Source organism: Anaerotignum propionicum DSM 1682 (assembly GCF_001561955.1).
In the GTDB taxonomy this organism is placed as follows: domain Bacteria; phylum Bacillota; class Clostridia; order Lachnospirales; family Anaerotignaceae; genus Chakrabartyella; species Chakrabartyella propionicum.
The window spans coordinates 1,705,542-1,727,503 of record NZ_CP014223.1 but is presented as its reverse complement, the minus strand read 5'-3'; the positions used below and the strand labels follow the sequence as shown (position 1 = coordinate 1,727,503).

18 protein-coding genes are annotated in these 21,962 nt (G+C 38.8%); 12 read left to right on the top strand and 6 right to left on the bottom strand.

Annotated features, from left to right (window positions below; all coding sequences use genetic code 11):
- The 12 genes from CPRO_RS08075 (at position 1) to CPRO_RS08020 (ending at position 15,758) form a co-directional block, all read left to right on the top strand.
- Positions 1 to 246 (top strand): phage tail protein, encoded by a 246-nt coding sequence (locus tag CPRO_RS08075; protein ID WP_066050130.1) that lies wholly within the window; start codon positions 1 to 3, stop codon positions 244 to 246.
- Between the two features lie 33 nt (positions 247 to 279).
- Positions 280 to 1,593 carry a cadherin-like beta sandwich domain-containing protein gene (locus CPRO_RS08070; RefSeq protein WP_066050127.1) on the top strand — a complete coding sequence of 438 codons (1,314 nt, stop codon included), beginning with the start codon at positions 280 to 282 and terminating at the stop codon, positions 1,591 to 1,593.
- A gap of 169 nt (positions 1,594 to 1,762) precedes the next feature.
- Positions 1,763 to 6,604, top strand: coding sequence for an S-layer homology domain-containing protein (locus CPRO_RS08065; RefSeq protein WP_066050124.1), 4,842 nt, complete (start codon positions 1,763 to 1,765; stop codon positions 6,602 to 6,604).
- A 439-nt stretch (positions 6,605 to 7,043) separates the two neighbouring features.
- Positions 7,044 to 7,898, top strand: coding sequence for a SatD family protein (locus tag CPRO_RS08060; protein WP_066050120.1), 855 nt, complete (start codon positions 7,044 to 7,046; stop codon positions 7,896 to 7,898).
- 10 nt (positions 7,899 to 7,908) lie between these two features.
- Positions 7,909 to 8,637, top strand: a complete 729-nt coding sequence (locus CPRO_RS08055; protein WP_066050117.1) for a DUF3307 domain-containing protein — start codon at positions 7,909 to 7,911, stop codon at positions 8,635 to 8,637.
- A gap of 223 nt (positions 8,638 to 8,860) precedes the next feature.
- The gene (locus tag CPRO_RS08050) at positions 8,861 to 9,451 is read left to right on the top strand and encodes a dienelactone hydrolase family protein (protein WP_066050114.1); all 591 of its coding nucleotides are present in this window, start codon (positions 8,861 to 8,863) and stop codon (positions 9,449 to 9,451) included.
- A 138-nt stretch (positions 9,452 to 9,589) separates the two neighbouring features.
- Entirely contained in the window at positions 9,590 to 9,937 is a 348-nt protein-coding gene (locus CPRO_RS08045; protein WP_066050111.1) for a cupin domain-containing protein, read from the top strand.
- Positions 9,938 to 10,627: 690 nt separating this feature from the next.
- Positions 10,628 to 11,338, top strand: coding sequence for a hypothetical protein (locus CPRO_RS08040; RefSeq protein ID WP_066050109.1), 711 nt, complete (start codon positions 10,628 to 10,630; stop codon positions 11,336 to 11,338).
- A gap of 522 nt (positions 11,339 to 11,860) precedes the next feature.
- Positions 11,861 to 12,115, top strand: a complete 255-nt coding sequence (locus CPRO_RS08035; protein WP_066050106.1) for a GlsB/YeaQ/YmgE family stress response membrane protein — start codon at positions 11,861 to 11,863, stop codon at positions 12,113 to 12,115.
- 13 nt (positions 12,116 to 12,128) lie between these two features.
- The gene (locus CPRO_RS08030; RefSeq protein ID WP_066050103.1) at positions 12,129 to 14,459 is read left to right on the top strand and encodes a xanthine dehydrogenase family protein molybdopterin-binding subunit; all 2,331 of its coding nucleotides are present in this window, start codon (positions 12,129 to 12,131) and stop codon (positions 14,457 to 14,459) included.
- Complete coding sequence (locus CPRO_RS08025; protein WP_066050101.1) at positions 14,456 to 15,295, top strand: FAD binding domain-containing protein; 840 nt, start codon at positions 14,456 to 14,458, stop codon at positions 15,293 to 15,295. The genes CPRO_RS08030 and CPRO_RS08025 overlap by 4 nt, the downstream gene beginning before the upstream one ends.
- Positions 15,282 to 15,758, top strand: coding sequence for a (2Fe-2S)-binding protein (locus CPRO_RS08020; protein ID WP_066050099.1), 477 nt, complete (start codon positions 15,282 to 15,284; stop codon positions 15,756 to 15,758). Before CPRO_RS08025 ends, CPRO_RS08020 begins: the two co-directional genes overlap by 14 nt.
- Positions 15,759 to 16,533: 775 nt before the next feature.
- On the opposite strand, the gene CPRO_RS08015 is transcribed toward CPRO_RS08020, so the two are convergent.
- The 6 genes from CPRO_RS08015 to CPRO_RS07990 form a co-directional block, all read right to left on the bottom strand.
- Positions 16,534 to 18,015 carry a TrkH family potassium uptake protein gene (locus tag CPRO_RS08015; RefSeq protein WP_066050096.1) on the bottom strand — a complete coding sequence of 494 codons (1,482 nt, stop codon included), beginning with the start codon at positions 18,013 to 18,015 and terminating at the stop codon, positions 16,534 to 16,536.
- A 4-nt stretch (positions 18,016 to 18,019) separates the two neighbouring features.
- Positions 18,020 to 18,685: a potassium channel family protein gene (locus CPRO_RS08010; protein ID WP_066050093.1), complete on the bottom strand. Its 666-nt coding sequence runs from the start codon at positions 18,683 to 18,685 to the stop codon at positions 18,020 to 18,022.
- The gene (locus tag CPRO_RS08005; RefSeq protein ID WP_066050090.1) at positions 18,682 to 19,152 is read right to left on the bottom strand and encodes a potassium channel family protein; all 471 of its coding nucleotides are present in this window, start codon (positions 19,150 to 19,152) and stop codon (positions 18,682 to 18,684) included. Before CPRO_RS08005 ends, CPRO_RS08010 begins: the two co-directional genes overlap by 4 nt.
- Before the next feature lie 2 nt (positions 19,153 to 19,154).
- The gene (locus CPRO_RS08000; RefSeq protein ID WP_066050087.1) at positions 19,155 to 19,559 is read right to left on the bottom strand and encodes a hypothetical protein; all 405 of its coding nucleotides are present in this window, start codon (positions 19,557 to 19,559) and stop codon (positions 19,155 to 19,157) included.
- A gap of 157 nt (positions 19,560 to 19,716) precedes the next feature.
- Positions 19,717 to 20,415: a response regulator gene (locus CPRO_RS07995; protein WP_066053881.1), complete on the bottom strand. Its 699-nt coding sequence runs from the start codon at positions 20,413 to 20,415 to the stop codon at positions 19,717 to 19,719.
- Positions 20,399 to 21,931, bottom strand: a complete 1,533-nt coding sequence (locus tag CPRO_RS07990) for a sensor histidine kinase (protein WP_066050084.1) — start codon at positions 21,929 to 21,931, stop codon at positions 20,399 to 20,401. Before CPRO_RS07990 ends, CPRO_RS07995 begins: the two co-directional genes overlap by 17 nt.
- Between the last annotated feature and the right edge of the window lie 31 nt (positions 21,932 to 21,962).

Genomic DNA, 21,962 nt, shown 5'->3' with positions numbered 1-21,962 from the left:
ATGGAAAACGATTTTATAGGAGAAATCATGCTCTTCGCATTTAATTGGGCGCCGGAATATACTCTTCCGTGTGATGGCAGAATATTAAACATTCGGGAAAACCAGGCGCTATTTTCGTTGTTAGGGGCTGTTTATGGTGGAGATGGGGTATCGACTTTTGCCCTGCCAGACCTTAGGGGAGCACAGCCGCATCCGAGTATGCAGTATTGTATTGTTACATATGGCCCATATCCATCACGCCCTTAAGCAAAATATGATTACAGAAAGGATGGAAACAATATGTCTAATAACTTAACGAATGGCAAACTTCCTACGGAGAGCAGCTGTGTGCTTCCATATGTAGCCTCACGGACAACCGACGGAGCCATAACGGCCCCACAGGATAGATGGCTTACCACCACTTTGCCTGCTGCGCTCATGGTAGATTTGCAAAGTGTATATTATGTGAATAGATGGGTTGTAAGCAATCTAGGTGCTGCACTATGGCAGGACATTTATAATATGAAAGGATACTCTTTGCAGTGCAGCCTTGATAGTCAGAATTGGTGGACAGTGGATTCGGTATCAAACAATACTGCAAGTGCAACAGATCGTACTTTCCCCCCTGTTTTGACACGTTTTGTAAGGTTATATATAGCCTCAAACAGTGGTATGGCTATTCATCCCACGTATGCATCTATTGCACGCTTTGAGGTTTGGGGAGATCTTCCAACGAGTGGGTATCTTACTTCCTTAGCCATCAGTGCAGGAGCATTGACGCCGACATTTAGCAAAACTACATACGCTTATTCCTCCACTGTAGGGTTTAATGTGGCATCAACAACGGTAACCGCCGTACTAGAGGATGCTAACGCCCAGCTTAAAATTAATGGTGTTGCGGCAGTGAGTGGACAGCCTTCCAATAACATACCTCTTGCTGTGGGAAATAATACGATACCCATTCAGGTGACCCCTCAATTAGGACCGGTACAGCCGTATACCGTTACGGTTATAAGGTCTGATAGTACAAGATTAACAAGCTTAACAGCAAGAGATAACCTAAACAACCCAATTTCCCTAAAACCTTCCTTTGATTCGAATACGGCATTGTATAATGTATGTATTCCTCAAGATTCAACAGCAACGGTTTTGAACATTACTCCCGTAAAAGAAGGAGTAAATGCTACCATAGGAGTGAATGGAACCGCTGTAACAAGTGGCATGCCTTGGCCAGTAACCATTCCGGCGGTAGGAGGAAGTGTAAGTGTACCTTTTAAAGTTACTGCACCTCAGGTAACGGACACAACATATACGGTGAATGTGGAGAAAGCAACAAGTGCTTATTTGCAAAGTGTAACGGGTATTCCAGGCGTTAATTTTGTAAAGACCACTTACGATTACACAACGAGCGTTACTGTACCGAAGGTAAAGGCAACGGTTATTCCTGAAGATACCAGTGCAGCCATTGAAGTGACCGTAAATGGCACAAGCATTCCGTATACACAAAGCCTTAGCTTTACACCAAATATTGGTTTAAATGAATTGGTTATTAAAGTAACATCTTCCTTTGGTGGAGATAGCAGAACATATGCTTTCCACATTACGAAGTCATAAAAGTGTAAAAATATCTTTCGAGTTACTTGCAGCTCGAAAGATATTTTAGAAATTTATTATATATGTTTTAAGTTCATGTGTTGTTCGAGTGCTAGAAAGCGTTGAAGAAATTTTAGAAATATAGTGTTTTTATTTAATATCTAATTGATGAGATAAGTGAGGAATTATCATGAAAAAAATTCTAGCTTTCATTTGCGCGGTAGCGATATTATTTCAGGGGCAAGTAGCTTTTGCTGCCCCTCTTATTGGTGGTATAGCAAAAGATGCTACGGCACCGTTAATTACAGAAGAAAGTACCGAGATTGCTACGTATAATGGAGAGGAAGGGGATCCTTATGCTTTTAGAATTATTCCCTTAAATTCAGCTACTTATACGATTCAAACAATAAGTACTATTGATACAATCGGGGAGCTCTTTCAGAGTGACAACCCAACGAGCATAGTTACAGATGATGATGGTGGAGAAGATGGAAATTTTAAAATAACACAGTATCTAGAAGCAGGGACAACTTATTATCTCTGTGTAGTAAACTACACTGTCGATGGGGATGTTGTCACACTCAATATTACCGGTGGTGGCTTAAGCACAGATCCCCCTGTATTGAATACGACAAATCCTTCAGGGGGAAGAAGTGGCACGGTATATGCAGGGCACACCTTTACCGCAACAGGTGGAACAGGTGATATAATCTACACTGTGACATCGGGCTCACTTCCAGCAGGTTTGTCGTTGGCAAGTAATGGTGCTTTAAGTGGCACACCAACGGAAGAGGGAAGCTTTACTTTTACTGTGACTGCAACAGATAGTGCCACCACGCCAATCTCAGATAGCCATAGCTATACAATTTTAATAGGTGCGCCATTCAGTACTGATGCAGCATTGAAAGCATCCTCTACGGTGAAAGGAGTGACCGTGACAAGCCTTGGAACACCAAATGCATCGTTAAGTTCTGAAACAGCTGGAGCAGTAACGATTACAGCGGCAAAAGCGGCAGACACTAGTAATGCAACTACCTTTGTAACACTGTTTGACAAGAATGATACCAATGCGACGGTGAAAGCGGTGAAGTATGCCAGCGGCACCACAGATTTTAGTGACTTCGATGTAGCTATGGCATACACAAACGCAACCATTGCCGATGGAGATTTCTTTATTGTCAGAGTAATGGCAGAGGATAGCACAACAATCAATTACTACAGAATTAACGTAACGGTGACAGCAGCCCAAAACACAGCAAAGGCAATTACTGCATTTACCTTTAACGGCTTAACACCTGCTGTAACAGGAACAGTGAATGAGGGAGCAAAAACCATTGCGTTATCAGTGCCTTATGGAACAGATGTGACGGCATTGGTACCAAGTATAACTCACTCAGGTGCAAGTGTATCTCCCAACACAGGGGTAGCGCAAAACTTTACAAATTCAGTAACCTATACAGTGACAGCGGAAGACAATAGCACGCAGGAGTATATGGTAACGGTAACAGTAGCCCCCTCCACAGCAAAGGCTATTACCGCCTTTGACTTTAATGGATTAACACCTGCTGTAACAGGAATAGTGAATGAGGGAGCAAAAACCATTGCGTTAACGGTACCTTATGGAACAGATGTGACAGCATTGGTACCAACCATAGCGCATACTGGTGCAAGCGTATCTCCAAATACAGGGGTAGCCCAAAACTTCACAAGTCCAGTAACCTATACTGTAACAGCGGCAGACAGCAGTACCCAGCAGTATACGGTAACGGTAACAGTAGCCCCCTCCACAGCAAAGGCTATTACCGCCTTTGACTTTAATGGATTAACACCTGCTGTAACAGGAACAGTGAATGAGGGAGCAAAAACCATTGCGTTAACGGTACCTTATGGAACAGATGTGACAGCATTGGTACCAACCATAGCGCATACTGGTGCAAGCGTATCTCCAAATACAGGGGTAGCCCAAAACTTCACAAGTCCAGTAACCTATACTGTAACAGCGGCAGACAGCAGTACCCAGCAGTATACGGTAACGGTGACGAAAGCTCCAAACCCAGCAAAGGCAATTACCGCCTTTAACTTTAACGGATTAACACCTGCTGTAACAGGAACCGTGAATGAGGGAGCAAAAACCATTGCTTTAACAGTACCTTATGGAACAGATGTGACGGCATTGTTACCAAGCATAACGCATACTGGTGCGAGCGTATCTCCAAATACAGGGGAAGCCCAAAACTTCACAAGTCCAGTAACCTATACTGTAACAGCGGCAGACAACAGTACCCAGCAGTATATGGTAACGGTAACAGTAGCCCCCTCCACAGCAAAGGCAATTACCGCCTTTGACTTTAATGGATTAACACCTGCTGTAACAGGAACAGTGAATGAGGGAGCAAAAACCATTGCGCTAACGATACCTTATGGAACAGATGTGACAGCATTGGTACCAAGCATAACGCATACTGGTGCAAGCGTATCTCCGAATGCAGGCGTAGCGCAAAACTTCACAAGCTCGGTAACCTATACTGTAACAGCGGCAGACAGCAGTACCCAGCAGTATACGGTAACGGTAACAGTAGCCCCCTCCACAGCAAAGGCAATTACCGCCTTTGACTTTAATGGATTAACACCTGCTGTAACAGGAACAGTGAATGAGGGAGCAAAAACCATTGCGTTAACAGTGCCTTATGGAACAGATGTGACAGCATTAGTACCAAGCATAACGCATACTGGAGCAAGCGTATTTCCCGATACAGGGGTAGCCCAAAACTTCACAAGCCCGGTAATCTATACTGTAAAAGCGGCAGACAATAGCACCCAGACATATACGGTAACGGTAACAGTAGCCCACTCCACAGCAAAGGCAATTACAGCCTTTGACTTTAACGGATTAACACCTGCTGTAACAGGAACCGTAAATGAGGGAGCAAAAACCATTGCGCTAACAGTTCCTTATGGTACAGATGTGACGGCATTGGTACCAAGCATAACACATACTGGTGCAAGCGTATCTCCCAATACAGGGGAAGCCCAAAACTTCACAAGTCCGGTAACCTATACAGTAACAGCGGCAGACAGCAGTACACAGCAGTATTCGGTAACGGTAACAGTAGCCCTCTCCACAGCAAAGGCAATTACCTCCTTTACCTTTAACGGCTTAACACCTGCTGTAACAGGAACAGTGAATGAGGGAGCAAAAACCATTGCGCTAACGGTACCTTATGGAACAGATGTGACGGCATTGGTATCAAGCATAACGCATACTGGTGCAAGCGTATCTCCGAATACAGGGGTAGCCCAAAATTTCACAAGCCCAGTAACCTATACTGTAACAGCGGCAGACAGCAGTATACAGCAGTATTCGGTAACGGTAAAAGTAGGAGTATCTAGCAACAGCAATTTATCAGCTCTTAGTATAAGCAGTGGAACCCTTTCACCCGCTTTTGCAAATGGAACAAAAAGCTATACAGCAAGTGAAGGGCATGGAGTGAGTAGCATAACAGTGACCCCCACTGTAACCGATAGTAATGCAACAGTCACCGTCAATGGGACAACAATAGCAAGTGGCAATGCTTCGGGAGTAATCAATTTAAATGTGGGAGCCAATATCATAACGGTAGTGGTAACGGCACAAGATGGCGCAACGACAAGCACCTATACGGTGACAGTAACGAGAGCCGGGGCAAGTAGTGGAGGCTCTTCGTCAGGAAGCAGCAGTGGCGGGACTACACCTGCAACAACCCAACCAAGCCGGAATACAATTGTGGTTGTGAACGGTAAGGAGCAGAATGCAGGGAAAGAAACGCAGAAAACAGAAGGTGGAAAATCAATTGTAACGGTAGCTGTTGATAATAAAGCCGTTGAAAGTAAAATTGACGAAGCTATTAAAGCCAATACAACCGGAACGGGTAATGTTATTCAAATTCCGGTAGCTGACACAAAATCTGAAGTAGCTAAAGTTGAATTGACTGGCGATATTGTTAAGAAGTTGGAAGAGAACACCTTTGATGTATCTGTAAAACGTGATAACGTAGAATATATAATTCCTGCGGAAGAATTCACCATAAGCAAAGTAGCAGAAAACCTTGGACTAAAGGAAAAGAATCTTTCAGACATTAAAGTGGAAGTGAAAATCTCGAAGCTTGATGAAAAGGCAGTTGAAAGGTACAACGAAGTTGCCAAGGCAAATGGTGCAGAGCTGGTATTCCCACCTGTTGAATTTGAAATTGTAGCAAAGACTACAAACACAGATGGAAGAACGAAGGAACAGAGTATCAATAAATTTAGCAACTATGTAGAAAGAGTGATGGAGATTCCAGCTGGTGTTGACCCTAGCAAGATTACAACAGGTATTGTATTTAATACAGATGGGACCTATAGCCACGTACCTACAGAGGTATATCAAAAGGATGGAAAATGGTATGCAAGACTGAATTCTTTAACGAATTCGGATTACTCTGTTATCTGGAACCCGGTAACTGTAAAGTCTGTTGAAAATCATTGGGCAAAAGATGCAGTAAACGATATGGCTTCCAGATTAGTAATCTTTAATCCAGAGGAATTTGAGCCCAATAAAGCTATAACAAGAGCAGATTTTGCGGAGTATATTGTTAGGGCATTGGGACTATACAGAGAAGGCTTAACCCATGATAATAATTTTAAAGATATAAGTGATTCAGGGGAAAGAACCTTAGCAATACTGATAGCAAATGAGTATGGAATTGTTTCAGGGTATTCTGACGGTACATTTAGAGGAGATAACCGGATTACAAGAGAAGAAGCTATGGCTATGTATCAAAGGGCTATGAAGATTACAAATCTTGTAGGAAGCAATGAAAATCGTTATCAAAACTACACTGACTATAGCGAAGTAAGTGATTGGGCAAAAACAAATGTTAAGAATGTATTATCTGCCCATGTATTTAATGGCACATCAGAAACTAAAATTTCACCAAAGGCAAGCTTAACCTATGCAGAAGCGGCACAAGCAATAAGGAATTTGTTGGTGGAGTCAAAATTAATTAGTGAGTAGTTAAATAAGTTATTTTAAGAGAATTTCATCATTTGGAGGCTAAGGTGTGGGTTATTTAATGACCGTCAGCTTAGCCTTTTATATACCTTCAAACTGATATTTTTTATAATGAGGCTAGGGATAAACAATAAAAAAAGATTGTCATTCCCCCATTATCTGGTTTTCAGAATAGACTTGAGATACAAGGTGGAAAAAATGGAGGAGCAGCTAAAGGTATGGTTTATGATCCTCTTTTTTGTTGCGTTCAGTGGGGTCTAAAAAAATAAATAGATAGTTTTGACTACTTATCATTATGTCTGTATAATGAATATGGTAATTATTGTAATTACATGATGTGATTTTATTTTTTGCAACTCATTTTAGTTTCTTTTTAAAAATGCAACTGATATTGGTTGCGTTTTTGCTTCGTTGTATTATAATGATATCTAGAGGTGATGTTATGAAAAATTATTCTGCATTAATAATAGATTTGAAAAGATCTCGATCCTATTCGGTTGAAGACAGAAACTCTATACAGAACTACATTATTAATATAATCGAAAAATTAAATGAAGTATTTTCCGGTTCATTAGCCAAAGATGTTGCGTTCAGTGGGGGAGATGAGGTTCAAGGTTTGTTCATCTCTCCGGAATCGGCATATCTTTATTTGAGAATGTTCTGCATGCTTATTTCTCCTGTTGAAATAAGAGCGGGGATTGGCGTAGGGGAATGGAATGTAAAAATTGAAAATGCAAGTACCACTGCTCAAGATGGTCCCGCATATCATAATGCAAGAAACGCCATTGAAAATGTAAATGATGCACTAGGATATTCTGTACTTCTGTACTCAGGAACAAAGATTGATTTATTTTTAAACGCCGCAATAAATGTTTCTTTTGCGTTAACTAGAAATCATAGCGAATATCAAAATGAACTTATGTTACTTTCAGAATTGCTATATCCCATAGATTACCATCAAGTGATAAACTATAGCAAATTTGACCTGATTTCCAAACTTATAACATCAAAAAACAGACTTAATTATTATTCGTATTATAAGCAAAGTAAATCGGTAAAACAATATCCCTTTGATGAGTTAGAATTTATGAATTTAGTGCCTAATCCAATAGATGCTGTTAATGATAACAGCAACTTTTATGTTTCCGGCGGAAAGAAAAGAGGGATGACTACACAATTATCCGAAATTTTAAATATAAGTAGACAAAGCATTGAAAAAACTTTTAAAATCGCCAATATCTACGAAGCTAGAAATGCAACGATTGTCGCTTTGAAATTTATGGATATGTATTTATAAGAGGTGAAAAATGATTATATATATCTTGATTATAGCTCATTTTCTTGCTGATTTTACTCTTCAAACCACGAAATTGGCGCAGAGAAAACTTGATAATTTTAAATATCTTATATACCATGCAATCATTTATGCTGTCATATTTTTAATAACAATGTTCCCCTTGGTAAAATTCCAAAAGGCAATTTTACCTTACATAATTATTACATGTTCACATTTTTTCATCGATTGGATAAGAACGCTTGTAGATAAGAAATTTAGCAGGAGATCCATTATATTTGCCTCTTTTATTGTGGATCAGATTTTGCATGTCTTAATTCTTATGGTTTTGTATTATGCTTATGATTTAGGTGTGGAAACAACCTCGTTATACGACTATATACAGCAATGGCAATATAGTTACCGTTTGGTTATTTACTGCTTAACGTTTGTTATATTATGGGATCCCACAGCGGTTTTCATAAAAAAACTGTTCTTGTATATTGTTGATGGAGATAGTAGTGATCAGGAGGAAAATGATCCTCAGGTAGGGCGTATTATTGGAAAGGTTGAACGAATTATTATTTCAATTTTAATCTTATGCAATCAATTCGGAGCTATTGGCTTTGTGTTGACTGCAAAAAGTATTGCCCGATATAAACAACTGGAAGACAAGAATTTTGCAGAGAAATATTTGGTAGGTACCCTGACCAGTGTAGCGATTGCGTTTATTATTACTTTAGTGCTAAAAGAATATTTATGATAGAAACCTTATCAGTTGCTATTATGAAAGGAACTAGGATATGGTTGCCTTTTGTGGGATAATTTTTAAGGGCAAAAGTCAACATAATAACTTGAACTGTATCCAAAATGCAGATGTCAAGTCGATGAAAAATGTCTTACCCAAGTGATTGTTTCTGGAAAAAGCATTGTGAAAATATTTTGCTTGTTATGCAGAAAAAAATGATTTTATAGAGGAGATTTTTATGTATAGAAAAACATGCAATAATAAAAATGCAGTTATTATATTGCATGAAATTTATGGAATAAACTGTTATATAGAAGAAATATGTACAGAGTATAATCTTCAAGGATTCGATGTGTTTTGTCCTGATATAATACAAAGAGAGAAATTTTTATATTCGGAAAAAACAGAGGCTTACCAGCACTTTATTAACAACAAAGGATTTGAATATTATAAAGTTATTGAAGACTTAATTTCAAAGTTGAAGCTTATCTATGATAAAGTATATATTATTGGTTTCAGTGTTGGGGCTACTATTGCTTGGAGGTGTAGTCAACACCCTAAATGTGATGGAATTGTATGTTGTTATGGTTCACGTATTCGTGATTATATAGAGCTTCAACCATTGTGTCCTGTACTTTTACTTTTTGCAAAACAGGATTCATTTGACGTAGAATATGTGGCAGAACAGCTTGCTGGGAAAAAGAATATTGATATACATATATTGCAGGCAAGTCATGGATTCATGGACCATTATTCTGATTGTTTTAACAAGGAACAAGCACAGATATCCAAAATATGTATACGCAAATTCCTAAATAGAAATTTGTAACTTACCGAATCATTATCGCTGATGTCTTAGTTATTTCCTTACAGAACATTTAAAATTTTGTAGAAAAGAAATTAGTAATTATATGCTACCAATCAGGGTATATTAAAGTTTGAGCTTAAATTAAAGGAGGATTTATCAATGAACAAGTTTATTTTCAAAGATTATTTTCATGAACCCCCAAAAAAAATTGCCAAGCGAATGATTTTCAAAAGTGATAATGTAATTGCCTTTGTTCTAAACATCGCAAAAGGGGAAATACTACCGGGACACACACATCTAAAATCAACCCTTTTCCTGCAAGTCATGGAGGGTAATGCCAAGGTTGTCACGGATGGCAATGAAACCTCGTTGCAGAAGGGCGAATTAATGCAGGTCGATGGACAGGAAAGCTTGCAGGTTTTAAATATCGGTGAAGATATCTTGCGCCTTTACGTCACAATTTCACCAATGGGTTCAGATGCGTTTGCAGCAGATGCAAATATCTAGTGAAATATCTTTAACTTTACCATGTGAAAAACTTTTTTTATTATTTGTACTACTTATTAATTGATAGACAGTTATTAGTTATTAGCAATCATCTAAATTCACAAGGCTAAATTCAAGTGCTGACCAAATAGGGAAAGGTCCACGCTGGAAAAATCGATTCATAAGATTGATATCTAAAAGAATGCTATTCATGATAAGATGTCATTTCATGAGCAAGAAAAATTAAATCATATTTTTATATGTGCTATTATAGTATTGCTCATCTGAGCGTACTCCTTTTGATTTTAGCTGGCTGACGAAACCAACTTATTATATCAAAAGGAGTTTTTTTTATAGCCATATCTTTAGTCTTTCCGTTCTCCCAAGCATAGCTGGAGGTTGCCATTCAATTTGGATTGTTAAAGCTGACGGGTTTGGATGTGTATCTCCAAAAGCGTTTGTATAACATGTGATGGAAACAGGCTTAAAACGGGAAATCCATTAACTTTAGTCATAGAAGATGAAAATGAAAGAAAGAGCTGTGTTGTAAAAGCTTTAAGAGGAAATGTCTTGCAATTAAAAAATGGGACTATTTAATAATTAGTGGTTCCCAGTTAATAAATTACAATAGAATTGGTAAGAATTTTATTTTCTATTAAACATATAATTTTATTGGCTTGTTATTTATATGTTTATATAGGAGATGAAGCGATGAGAAATGGATATGAGAATCAGAGATATTCAAAAATCTTGAATATTATTATATGGGGAGCTTTATGGGGTATCTTTGAATCAACAGTAGGTTATTTGTTACATAGTATTTCCTTTGGATATAGTTGGGTAATATGGTATCCTTTTGCATGTTTCATTATGACCAATGTATATCGCAAAAATAAAAGTTTATCATCAATTTTTTATGTAGGCTTATTTTGCGCTACCATTAAAATGCTGAACTTGTTTTTGCCGGGCAGGATTGATAGAGTAATTAATCCTGCAATTTCTATTGTGCTTGAGGCTATTGCAATGGTTTGTGTAATGTTTATAGTCAATTTATATTTAAAAGAAAAGCAAAAAAATTCATTTATACAGGGTCTTTTGGTTTTTGTTATGAATACTGGTTGGAGGGCAATGTTTATTTTGTACTTACTTTTCTTTGTTCCAGATTGGATACGAGATGTATCAGTTATAAGCAGTGCTGAAAAATTTATTCAGTTTTTTATTACGCAAAATCTTGTAACAAGTGCCTTCATTTTTGTTGGATATAAATATAAAGCTGTTCTCTTAAATGGAGTTGAAATTATAGAAAATCGAATTTCAATTTGGACTCAAACAGTTCCTAATAAGGCAATCCCAGTATTGCAAACGAGTTTGGCTACGTTTATGATTTGTGTAAACATAGCTTTGCAGTTTATATTAAAATAGTTTATACGATTTATGAGAAAAAAGCCATCCTACACAATAGGATGGCTTTTTTAGTCAATTATGAATGGGCAGGCGCTTTACCATTTTGTGCCGGCCATGCAATCAAATCAACCGCAACGTGTTCATATCCTATGGTTGTTTCCAGTAGAGTTTCATCAATAGGGTTAGACAATTGATGAAACTCTACTGCTGCTGTCCAACATAACGGGATAAAGCTAATTCTCTGCGTAAATCATTGTTTTGACAATTGCATGGGATTGATGCTTAAACATTGTTTCAACCACAATGCCATTCGTCATAATAATATGCATTTTAGTGTAAGGGTCAACAGTTTGCTTATGATAGGGAGTGGGATATATGGGAGCACAGTCCATAATTCCATTTATTGTATGCAATGATTTTTGTTAAATGAAATTACTTTACAACTTCTTTTTTGTTTTACTTTTGAGTTGATAGTGTGATTTATATTTAATTATTTGGTTATAAATAAAATAATAAATATAATTCAAAGGAGACAAAAAAATGAGCATGATTGGATGGATCGTTATAGGTGCGCTTGCTGGATGGATTGCAAGCATTATTACTGGTAACAATAAAAAAATGGGCGCCGGGATGAATATTTTGGTAGGTATTGTTGGAGGTTTTATCGGTGGTTTTGTTATGAATTTACTCGGAGGTTACGGCGTAACTGGATTCAATCTTTGGAGCTTACTTGTAGCGATAGCTGGTTCTGTAATCCTATTATTAATTGTAAATACTGTTAAACATAAAAGTTAATAGGAGGCTATGAATGAATACTGCAATAGGAAAAAACGTCCAGCGTAAAGACGCATGGGACAAAGTCACCGGTAAGGCGAAATACACCGATGATTTCCCCACTACAGGTTTTTTAGCAGCTCGTTTACTGACTAGTACTTATGCCCATGCCCGCATTTTAAATATTGATATCTCTGCCGCATTGGAATTAAAGGGCGTAAAAACTGTTCTTACTGGTGAAGACTGTTCAGAATTATTCGGTCCGTTGGTACAGGATCATCCAGCCCTGGCACGAGATATCGTACGATATGCAGGAGAACCAGTTGCATTAGTTGTAGCAATGGACAAGGCAACTGCTGAAAGAGCTGTAAAATTGATAAAGGTAAATTATGAGCCCCTTCCTTTTGTTCTAACCTCTTCGGAGGCAATCGCTGATGGCGCTCCCCTTGTGCATAAACAGGTCAATGGCTACAAAAAGGTATTAACCGATATTTATCCAGAGGTCGACAGCAATGTGGCAAGTCGGTACCGAATGCGAAAAGGTGATGTAACAAAAGCCTTCGAACGGTGTGACAAAATTGTTGAACGGGATTTTTTTCTGCCGCCTTCTGGTCACCTTGCTATGGAAGTGCGAACAGCACGTGCTGAAATAACTTCAAATGGTAATGTAATCATTACAACTTCATCTCAGTCGCCGTATGTGGTTCGCCAGCAGATCGCTGATGCATTCTTAATCCCGTCCGGAAAAATTCAGGTGCGTGTTCCATTTGTTGGAGGGGGATTTGGAGGGAAAGCGCCCGTTATGCTTGAGATACTGGCTTATTTAGCATCTCGTAGTGTGGGAGGAAAAGCGGTGCGGCTTACAATACCACGTGAACATGATATGGCCACAGCCCCATGTCGTATGGGATTGGAAGCAAAAATTAAGATAGGTGTGGATAAAGAGGGCATTATTCAAGCTGCTGAACTCACCTATTTGTTAGACTGTGGTGCATATGCAGATATTTCGCCATATATGGCTAAAGCAATTGCAGTGGACTGCACCGGTCCATATAACATTAAAAATCTGTCATGTGATGCGGTATGTGTATATACAAATCACACATATGTGACTTCCTTCCGTGGATTTTCTCATGAAAGTTACACCTTCTGTATAGAACGTGTTTTGGATATGCTTGCAGAAAAGTGTTCCATTGATCCCCTTGCATTTCGTATCCGAAATGCAATTCGACCAGGAAATTTAACCCCTTCGCAGGTAAAATGTACAGCAAATCTAATTGGAAATCTTACAGAATGTCTCCAAAATGTTAAAAAGCTTGCAGAATGGGATGGCGGTAAAGCTGTTCCGATTAAGCGGAATACCGTTCAGGCAAAGGGCATTGCATGCTTTTGGAAAACTGAAAATCCACCGACTGATGCAATATCAGGAGCACTGATTACCTTTAATTCAGACGGAAGTGTAAATTTGCATACAGGTGTTGTTGAAATGGGATCAAATGGACAAACTCATTTAGCACAGATATTAGCAGAAAAATTAAAAATAGATGCAGATCAGGTTCACGTGGTTGAATCAGTGGATACCAGAACAGCACCAAAACATTGGAAAACAGTTGCAAGCCTTACTGAATATATGGCTGGACATGCTGTAATGCGTGCAGCGGATGACTTGTTGGATCAATTGCGAAGTAATGGTTCACAGGCCTTACATTGCTCCGTTGAAGATATTGAAGTTGCGTATGGACGTGTGTTTTCTAGAAAAAATCCTGAACAATTCATTGAGATCAAAGACATTAATGAGGGGTATAAAGCATCAGATGGAGAGTCAATAGGAGAGCCTGTTTTTGGTCGAGGCGGATTTATGCTGAAAGGCCTTTCCATGTTAGATCCCCAGACAGGGCAGGGGAGAACCGGTCCTGAGTGGACACTTGGTGCACAGGTTGTTGAGGTAGAGGCGGATTTAAAAACGTATACGTATCGTATAACAAAAGCAACTACGGTGATTGATATTGGTAAAGTAATTAATCCGGAATCAATGCGTGCAATGATTGCTGGTGGCATGGCTATGGGAATAAGTCTGTCAAGCCGTGAAGTTTATAAATATGATAAGGAAGGGATACCGATGTTGCCGAATTTACGCACTTATAAGCTTATGCATATAGGTCAGGAACCGGATTATCGTGTAGGGTTTGTTGAAACACCTAACGAACAGTCGCCATATGGCGTGCGCAGTTTTGCGGAACATGGAGTCATTGGTATGCCCGCAGCACTTGGTAATGCACTATCAACAGCATTTGGAAAACAGCTTGTTACTTTGCCCCTTACACCTGAAATAATTTGGCGTACGCCATCGGAGGAACAAATATGATTCCATTTGATTTTATTTATCTTCGCCCGGATACTCTACAAGAAGCGGTGGAGTTATATACTCAGCTTGAATCTGAAGGAAAAAATCCGGTATATTATGCAGGTGGCAGCGAAATAATCACCATGTGCAGGGCAGGCTCTATTCAGCCTGGGGCGGTGATTGACATTAAAAATATTCCGGAGTGTATGATTTTATCTGTTGATGATGAAAAACTGCACATTGGTTCTGTTTGTACGCTGAACCAAATTAGTGAGTCGAAGTTATTTCCACTTTTACAACATTCCTGCGGCAGAATAGCGGACCATACCAACCAATGCCGAATCACCATAGGCGGGAATCTTTGTGGTACTATCATTTATCGTGAGACCAGTCTTCCTCTGTTGCTTTCTGATGCAGAAATAACAGTATTTGGAGGGGATGGCCAGCAAATATTCCCTCTTAAAAGCATATTCGATGGAAGAATTCTTCTGAAACCAGGCGAGATAATCGTTCAGGTTCATGTTCCTATTTGGGCACTTTCTGCAAATTACAAGCATATTAAACAAACAGCAAATGAAAAAATTGATTATCCTTTAGTCAGTATTTCCGCAATATGGAAAGAAAACAATCTGCGCATCGCATTTTCGGGCATATGTTCTTACCCTTTTCGAAGCGCACCCATTGAAACGACTTTAAATGATAGGACAAAATCTTGTCGCGAAAGAGCTGAAATGGCAGCAGGACAATTACCTGAAGGTGCTTACAGCGATGTGGAGGGCTCAGGAGAATACCGGCTATTTGTTCTGAAAAACATGCTGGAAGAACTATTGGAGGGCTGGGAAAATGGTACAATATGAAGGGAAAACGGTAATATCGCTTCAAGTAAACGGTGAAACATTTGAGGTTGCAGTAAGACCTTCTGACATATTGCTTGATATACTACGAGAACAGCTTGGGCTAACTTCCGCAAAGGCTGGTTGCTTGAATGGCGACTGTGGAGCATGTACAGTGATTGTAGACGGATTGCCCGCAAAATCCTGCCTTATGCTGGCGGTTGAAGCCGAAGGCCATGTGATTCTTACAGTGGAAGGATTAGGCGGTTTGGCACCGATACAAAAAGCATTTGTAGATGCTGATGCATTTCAATGTGGGTACTGTACTTCCGGATTTCTCATTGTTTGCCATGCGTTGAAAATGAATTATCCTGTTTTGCCGGAAGAATATATTATAGAAGAATGGCTGCAATCTAATTTATGTCGTTGTACTAGCTATCAGGAAATACGCAAAGCTGTTCATTTGATGTATGAAATACAAGCTTGATGATAAAACTTATAATAATATAAAACAGTTAAATATCATGTAGGTTTTGTTTGTTTGTGAAAACTCTAAACTGATGAAAGATTAAATTACTCAATCTGAGGTTTTATTTATAACAAGAAAAAATGACTGCCCCGGAAAGTAGCAATTGAATGAGGAGCTATTAATGTTCCTAATTTCCTGATTAAATTACTATAGATGTCAACCCGTTTGGTAAATGAATATGGCGAACAGATATAATCCTTCAAGTTCAAATTCTTATGCTCATAGAAAATAATGCAAAAGAAGAAGAAAGTAAAAAATTCCATGAAATATATAAAAAACAATCAGAATGGATAAATGAACTGAAAACTGCAAAAATAAAAAATGTAAGCGTAGAAAAAATACAAATATGTTCAAAGAGTTGGAGAATTAGATAGGACCATAGCAAGAGTGTTTGACCAAGACCTTGTGAAAAGCCTGATTTCCTCCATAAGGGTAAATAAGAGTATGAGACTTGAGATACAGTTCTACTCAGTGAAAGTGATAAAACAGGATGTGAACTACTATGAATAAACATTAAAATAAGAGCTGGGTGTCTTCCCAGCTCCTATTTCGAAAGGCTAATTTTTAATCTTAAATATATTTGCAACATAGTTACAAAAAGAAGCCATCTGGGAATCAATAAAAAGATTCTTTAAGATTGTTTATTATATCGAGGCTAATTGTTTACATAAAATTTTGCGTAGTTTACGTTGCATTGTTGTAGTATATAGTCCCAAAATATTCTATGGACCTGTTAGTTTAAATTTCTAATTCTATAAAGTTTTCTCTTTAGTGCAGAGAATATAGAATAAGCGCCTATAAATACAATGAAAATTTCAAGTCTTCCAAAAATCATTCCAACCATCTCTACTACAAGCGTAGCTGCACCTGTATCAGGACAGGTAAGACCAATAGACAATCCTACTGTACCAAGTGCAGAGGCAAATTCAAACATAGCTTCAGTAAGAGAACATCCTGAAGTTACTGTAAGTAGCAATGTGCCGATGATAAAAACACAAAGATAACTTGCTACGAAACCGATTGTATCCATAGCTAGTGAGGAATCAATTTTTGTTTTTCCCTGTGCTCTGTAATAGTAAGGTGCTTCTACATTCCTTGGCGGCAAAAGTCGTTTGCGTATATTTTGTAAGATAAAACGAAACATTAGATAAACTCGTGACATTTTAATTCCACCGGCTGTTGAGCCTATCCCACCACCTATCAACATCGCCAGTATAAGCATACCGATTGCTAGTGGTGGCCAGGAGATATAACTCATACTGGAGTAGCCTGTGGTTGAAAGTGCAGAGGAAACATCAAATAAAGAATGGCGAAATCCTTCTGCAATGCCCATATTCATGCCACTTATAAGTGATAAAGCTGTAATTGGTACAAAAACCAAAAGTAGCAGGAACATAAATCTAACCTCGCTTACTTTGATAACTTGTCTCCATTTTCTTCTCGTCAGAAGAGATAGAATTGCAAAGTTTGTAGTGCCTATTAACATCAAAATGATTGTAATGATATCAATAGATAAACTGTTGTATTCCCCAATGCTGTTTAGTCTGGTTGAAAATCCGCCGGTAGATAAGGCGCACATCGTATGATTTACCGCATCAAACAAACTCATTCCCACAATCACATAAGCGACTATACCTGTAAATAGAAAACCGTTGTACATCAAGCAAATGGTCCGAGCTGTCTTTTTTAAATTAGGCATAAGCTTGTCGGGATGACCTTCGGCATTATACAGATTCATGGATTGTTTATCCTGCACAAGCATAATCATCATCATTACAAATCCTAATCCACCGCAAAATTGCATAAAGCTTCGGTGAAAAAGAAAGATATGTGGAGTAGCTGACACATCCATAACAGAAAGACCTGTGGTAGTCCAGCCGCTGACGGATTCAAACAGTGCCTGAACAAAGGTAAGTTGACCGCTAATAACGAATGGGAAAGCGCCAATTAAAACTCCCCAACTCCATGCAAACAGCACTGTGATGCTGCTATGCTGAACGGAAGACCACCATTCAAACTCTGAGTCTTCCTTTTTTCCAACCAAACAGATAATACTGCCTACTAAAATGGAGAAGAATGAAGGACACATAAAAGAAAAAATATGAACAGTATCCTCTGGATAAAAAGGTACAATCACTATGGGTACAGCCGCAAGAAGGCCAATCAGCAACATGAGTTTTCCATAATTATTGCAACTCGAGAATTTACGAGTCATACTATCACCGTCCTGTCAATTCTTGAATGGCCGCCATCTCTTGTGTATCAGATGATATAAGAATAAGCATATCTCCTGCAAGAATGCGGGTATCACCCCTTGGAACCATTGTAGTATCGCCACGAAGAATACAACCAATAATAACTTCCTTAGGAAGGTTAATTTCCCATAATTTTTTTCCGGCAACGGGGGAGGTGCCGGGAATAGGAACCTCAGCAATATTAACCCGTCCTTCACCAATTGGAATTAATGTTGTAATTTTTTCCAAAAAAGCCTGCTGTTCAATAATGTGAGTAATGGCTGTAATGGCACAAACAACACGGTCTATTCCCATTTTATAAAAAAAGTCTGTCTTTTTTGGATCAGTAACGAGGGCTACAGTTTTTCCTACTTGAAATTTCTTTTTACATAATTGGCAAATAACCAGATTATCTTCATCTTTTGCGGTCATTGCGATGGCAATGTCTGCATCTCCTGCACCTGCATCCTCCAACACGAATGGTCTGGTACCATCACCATTAATGACCGTGAGCTTGTCTATTTCAGCCAGTTTTAAGCAATCTTCATATGTATCATTTATTACAGTTACACGGTATCCCTTGTTAATTAAAGAGGTTGCAAGGGATTTTGTCTTGCTTCTTCCACCAATAAGTAACACCTTTGTTTTCATTGTTCTTCCTCCTTGATTACATCCTTTGTCAGAATGTTTTGGGACAGTATTTTATCTATTTCTTTTGCAGACAAAACTGCTGGGCAAATGGTGTCTATGCCAAATTCATTATAAACGTATTCTCTGTCGGGGTCATACAGCCTAGCTATAACACGCTTAATGTGAAACATTTCTCGTGCTATCTGGGCTACCATAATATTTGCGTTATCATTATTGGTAACAGCAATAACAGCACTTGCATTGTTCATTTGTGCTTCCAGCATTACATCAATGTCGGTAGCATCCCCGATGATGGAAAGACCCCCATAGGATGGGGAAAGCTTGCGAAAAGCATCTTTATTTTTATCGATTATCAGTACATTTCCATTTCCCTCTGAAAGAGTGTTTGCAAGGTTAGCTCCCAGTCTACCGCAGCCTATGATGATTATGTAGTTCTGATATTCTTGTTTGTTTGTAAATCGTTTCATAATTATTCCCTCCTAATGAAATGGCCAATTCCACGCGAATCATATTCAACTTGATAATTACTGTAGTTTCCTGCGCTTTCATTTGAAATACAATCTCTTTCATCATAAGCACATCTGCCCTTTGAATAAAATGTACCGTAGCATTCAAGATTTTGCTGTGCAGGCAGGTAAGTGGGGTCAAGTGCCCAAGCCGCACGAAAGTGCTTCATGGCGGCAGCATGCTCTCCGATTTTTTCAAGCAATATTCCAATCAGATTATGCGGCTCTGGTGAATGAGGACATCTTCTCATAGCATCAAAAATTAAAGCTTTGCATTTATCATAGTTTTGAGTATCAATCAATTCCCTTACAGCTCTACAGAGAGAAAAGAGATCCTCATTATTTTCGTATACACCTTTTACAGCCATTGATCTAACCTCCCTCTTATTTTTTCATGCTTATCATAACAAAGAAGGTGTGAAGACGGTGTGAGATACCATAGATTCTTGTGAGAATTCTGTGAGAATTGAAAAAGACCGCATTCGTGGTTACCGAAGCGGTCTTTAAAGAACAAGAAATTTTTAGTTATACATCTGAAAGACGGTATCCTACTCCGATTTCAGTCAGAATGTATCGTGGTTTTGCTGGGTTATTTTCAATTTTACGACGCAAACCTGCCATCAGTTTGCGGAGTGCCTGGGTATCAGATCCATAGCTAATGCCATAGATTTCTTTGATAATATATTTGGTAGTAAGTACTTTTCCTATGTTCCGAAAAAACAAGGAAAGCAAACTGTATTCTAAAGGTGTTGTATGCAGTTCGGCGTTGTCAAGATAAACCAAACGTTTATCGAAATCAATCAGAAGTCCACCTACAGAGATGTTTGTCTGAGGTTTCATTCCGCCTGCTTTATGCAAGTGTCGAAGTGCAACACGGATACGGGCCATAAGTTCCGTGGACGAAAAGGGCTTTGTGAGGTAATCATCTGCTCCACTATCCAAAGCTGCTGCCTTTTCCTTGTCTTGGTCGCGGGCAGAAACTACGATGATGGGCATTTCGGACCACTCACGGACTTTTTTAATAACTTCCATACCATCAAAATCCGGAAGACCAAGGTCAAGTAGTAAAAGATCAATTTGTTCGGTAACAAGTGTTGATAAAGCACCTTGTGCCGTTGTGGCAGTTGTATATGAAAAACCATCTTGCCGCAATGAGTAGCAGATAAAATTACGGATTTGTGAATCATCTTCCACAATTAAGATTTGTTCATTTTTGTTCTGCATCATTTGGTTCCTCCTTTGGTAACGTAAATATAAATTCAGAGCCACGTCCGCTGGAACGGTTATGTCCCTCTATTGTTCCTCCGTGTGCTTTGACAATGGCCTCGCATATTGGTAGTCCCAAGCCCACGCTACGTTGTCCATCGGCGGCTCCTGAGCTGGTGGTGTAAAACATCTGAAAAATATTTGGTAAATCCGAAGCAGCAATTCCGCATCCTAGGTCGGCAACAGAGAATACAGCATTGGTATCTTTTTGGCTGACTGAAATACATATTTCATAATCCGGTGATGAATGCTTAATAGCATTTTCCAGTAAATTGATAAGTACTTGTTCTATTAATTTTGCATCCATAGGAATCATTAGCACGTCATCAGGAATATGCACTGTTATTTCGAATTCTGGATACCGTTTCATGATATGGTTGACGGCACCGCCAACAACTTCTTCTGCCGCTTCCAATTGCTTTGTGATCGTTAGCCTTCCGTCATGTAACCGTGTAAGGCTTAAAATATTTTCAACCAGAGAATGCAGCCAGTCAGCATCTTTATGAATACCTTGCGCCAAGGCGTATCTCATATCATCTTTATCAGTCATATCCATAAGCATTTCAGACGTCCCCATAATACCAGAAAGAGGGGTTCGAAGATCGTGAGAGATAGCACGTAGAATATTACTGCGATACCGTTCCTGAATGGTTTCTTCTCTTGATTTTTGCTGTTGTTGCGCACTTAGAAAACGATCCATGGCAAGCGCAGTACTTTCAATCATGGAACGCAGCAGGCGTTTTTGAGGTTCACTCATGGAAGCAGCATTTTCTTTAGGTATCCTTAAAGTACCCAATATAGTATCTCTGCCATAAATTGGCCAGTCGTAGAACTCATCGCTTTTTACATAGCCACTTCGTAGACTCTCGATACTGTATTTTAGTGCGGAAGCATCTTCCACTTCTCGACGTACTTGTTTATTAGCACTTTGTTGTTGAATAAAGCTATGTTCTGGCTGACCGCTTTCGTCAAAGCATAAACAAGCCGCATGACAATTCATGATACCGCTGATGGTATCTGTGGTTATGCTTGCAATATCAGCAATATCGCAGGCGTCAGTCAGCCGGTTTGTAAGCTGAAAGAGAGCACTCGTTTCAGCTTCTTTTTCTTGTGCTTCTAAAGCGTTTTGCTTCACTTTTGAAGTGAGGGTACTGGTAATAATTGCAGTAAGCGTCATTATTCCAAAAGTAATTAGATAAGTGGGGTCGTTGACGGAAAGAGTGTAGTAAGGTTTTGTAAAAAAATAGTTGAATGCACAGGTAGCAACCACCGATGCTACAATTCCGTAAGCATATCCTAAAGTAAAGCGGGTAATTATCAGTATTGAGAGGAGATAAACAATAACGATATTAGTTTCAGGAAACCCAAAATAGCGGATAATCCAGCCGATGACAGTTGCAATGATAATTATTGCTATTGTAATTAAAACATAAGTAATAATTTTGGTAAATTCTTTATTTTTATAGGATTTCACGTATCCACCTCCTAAAATATGATTGCACTAG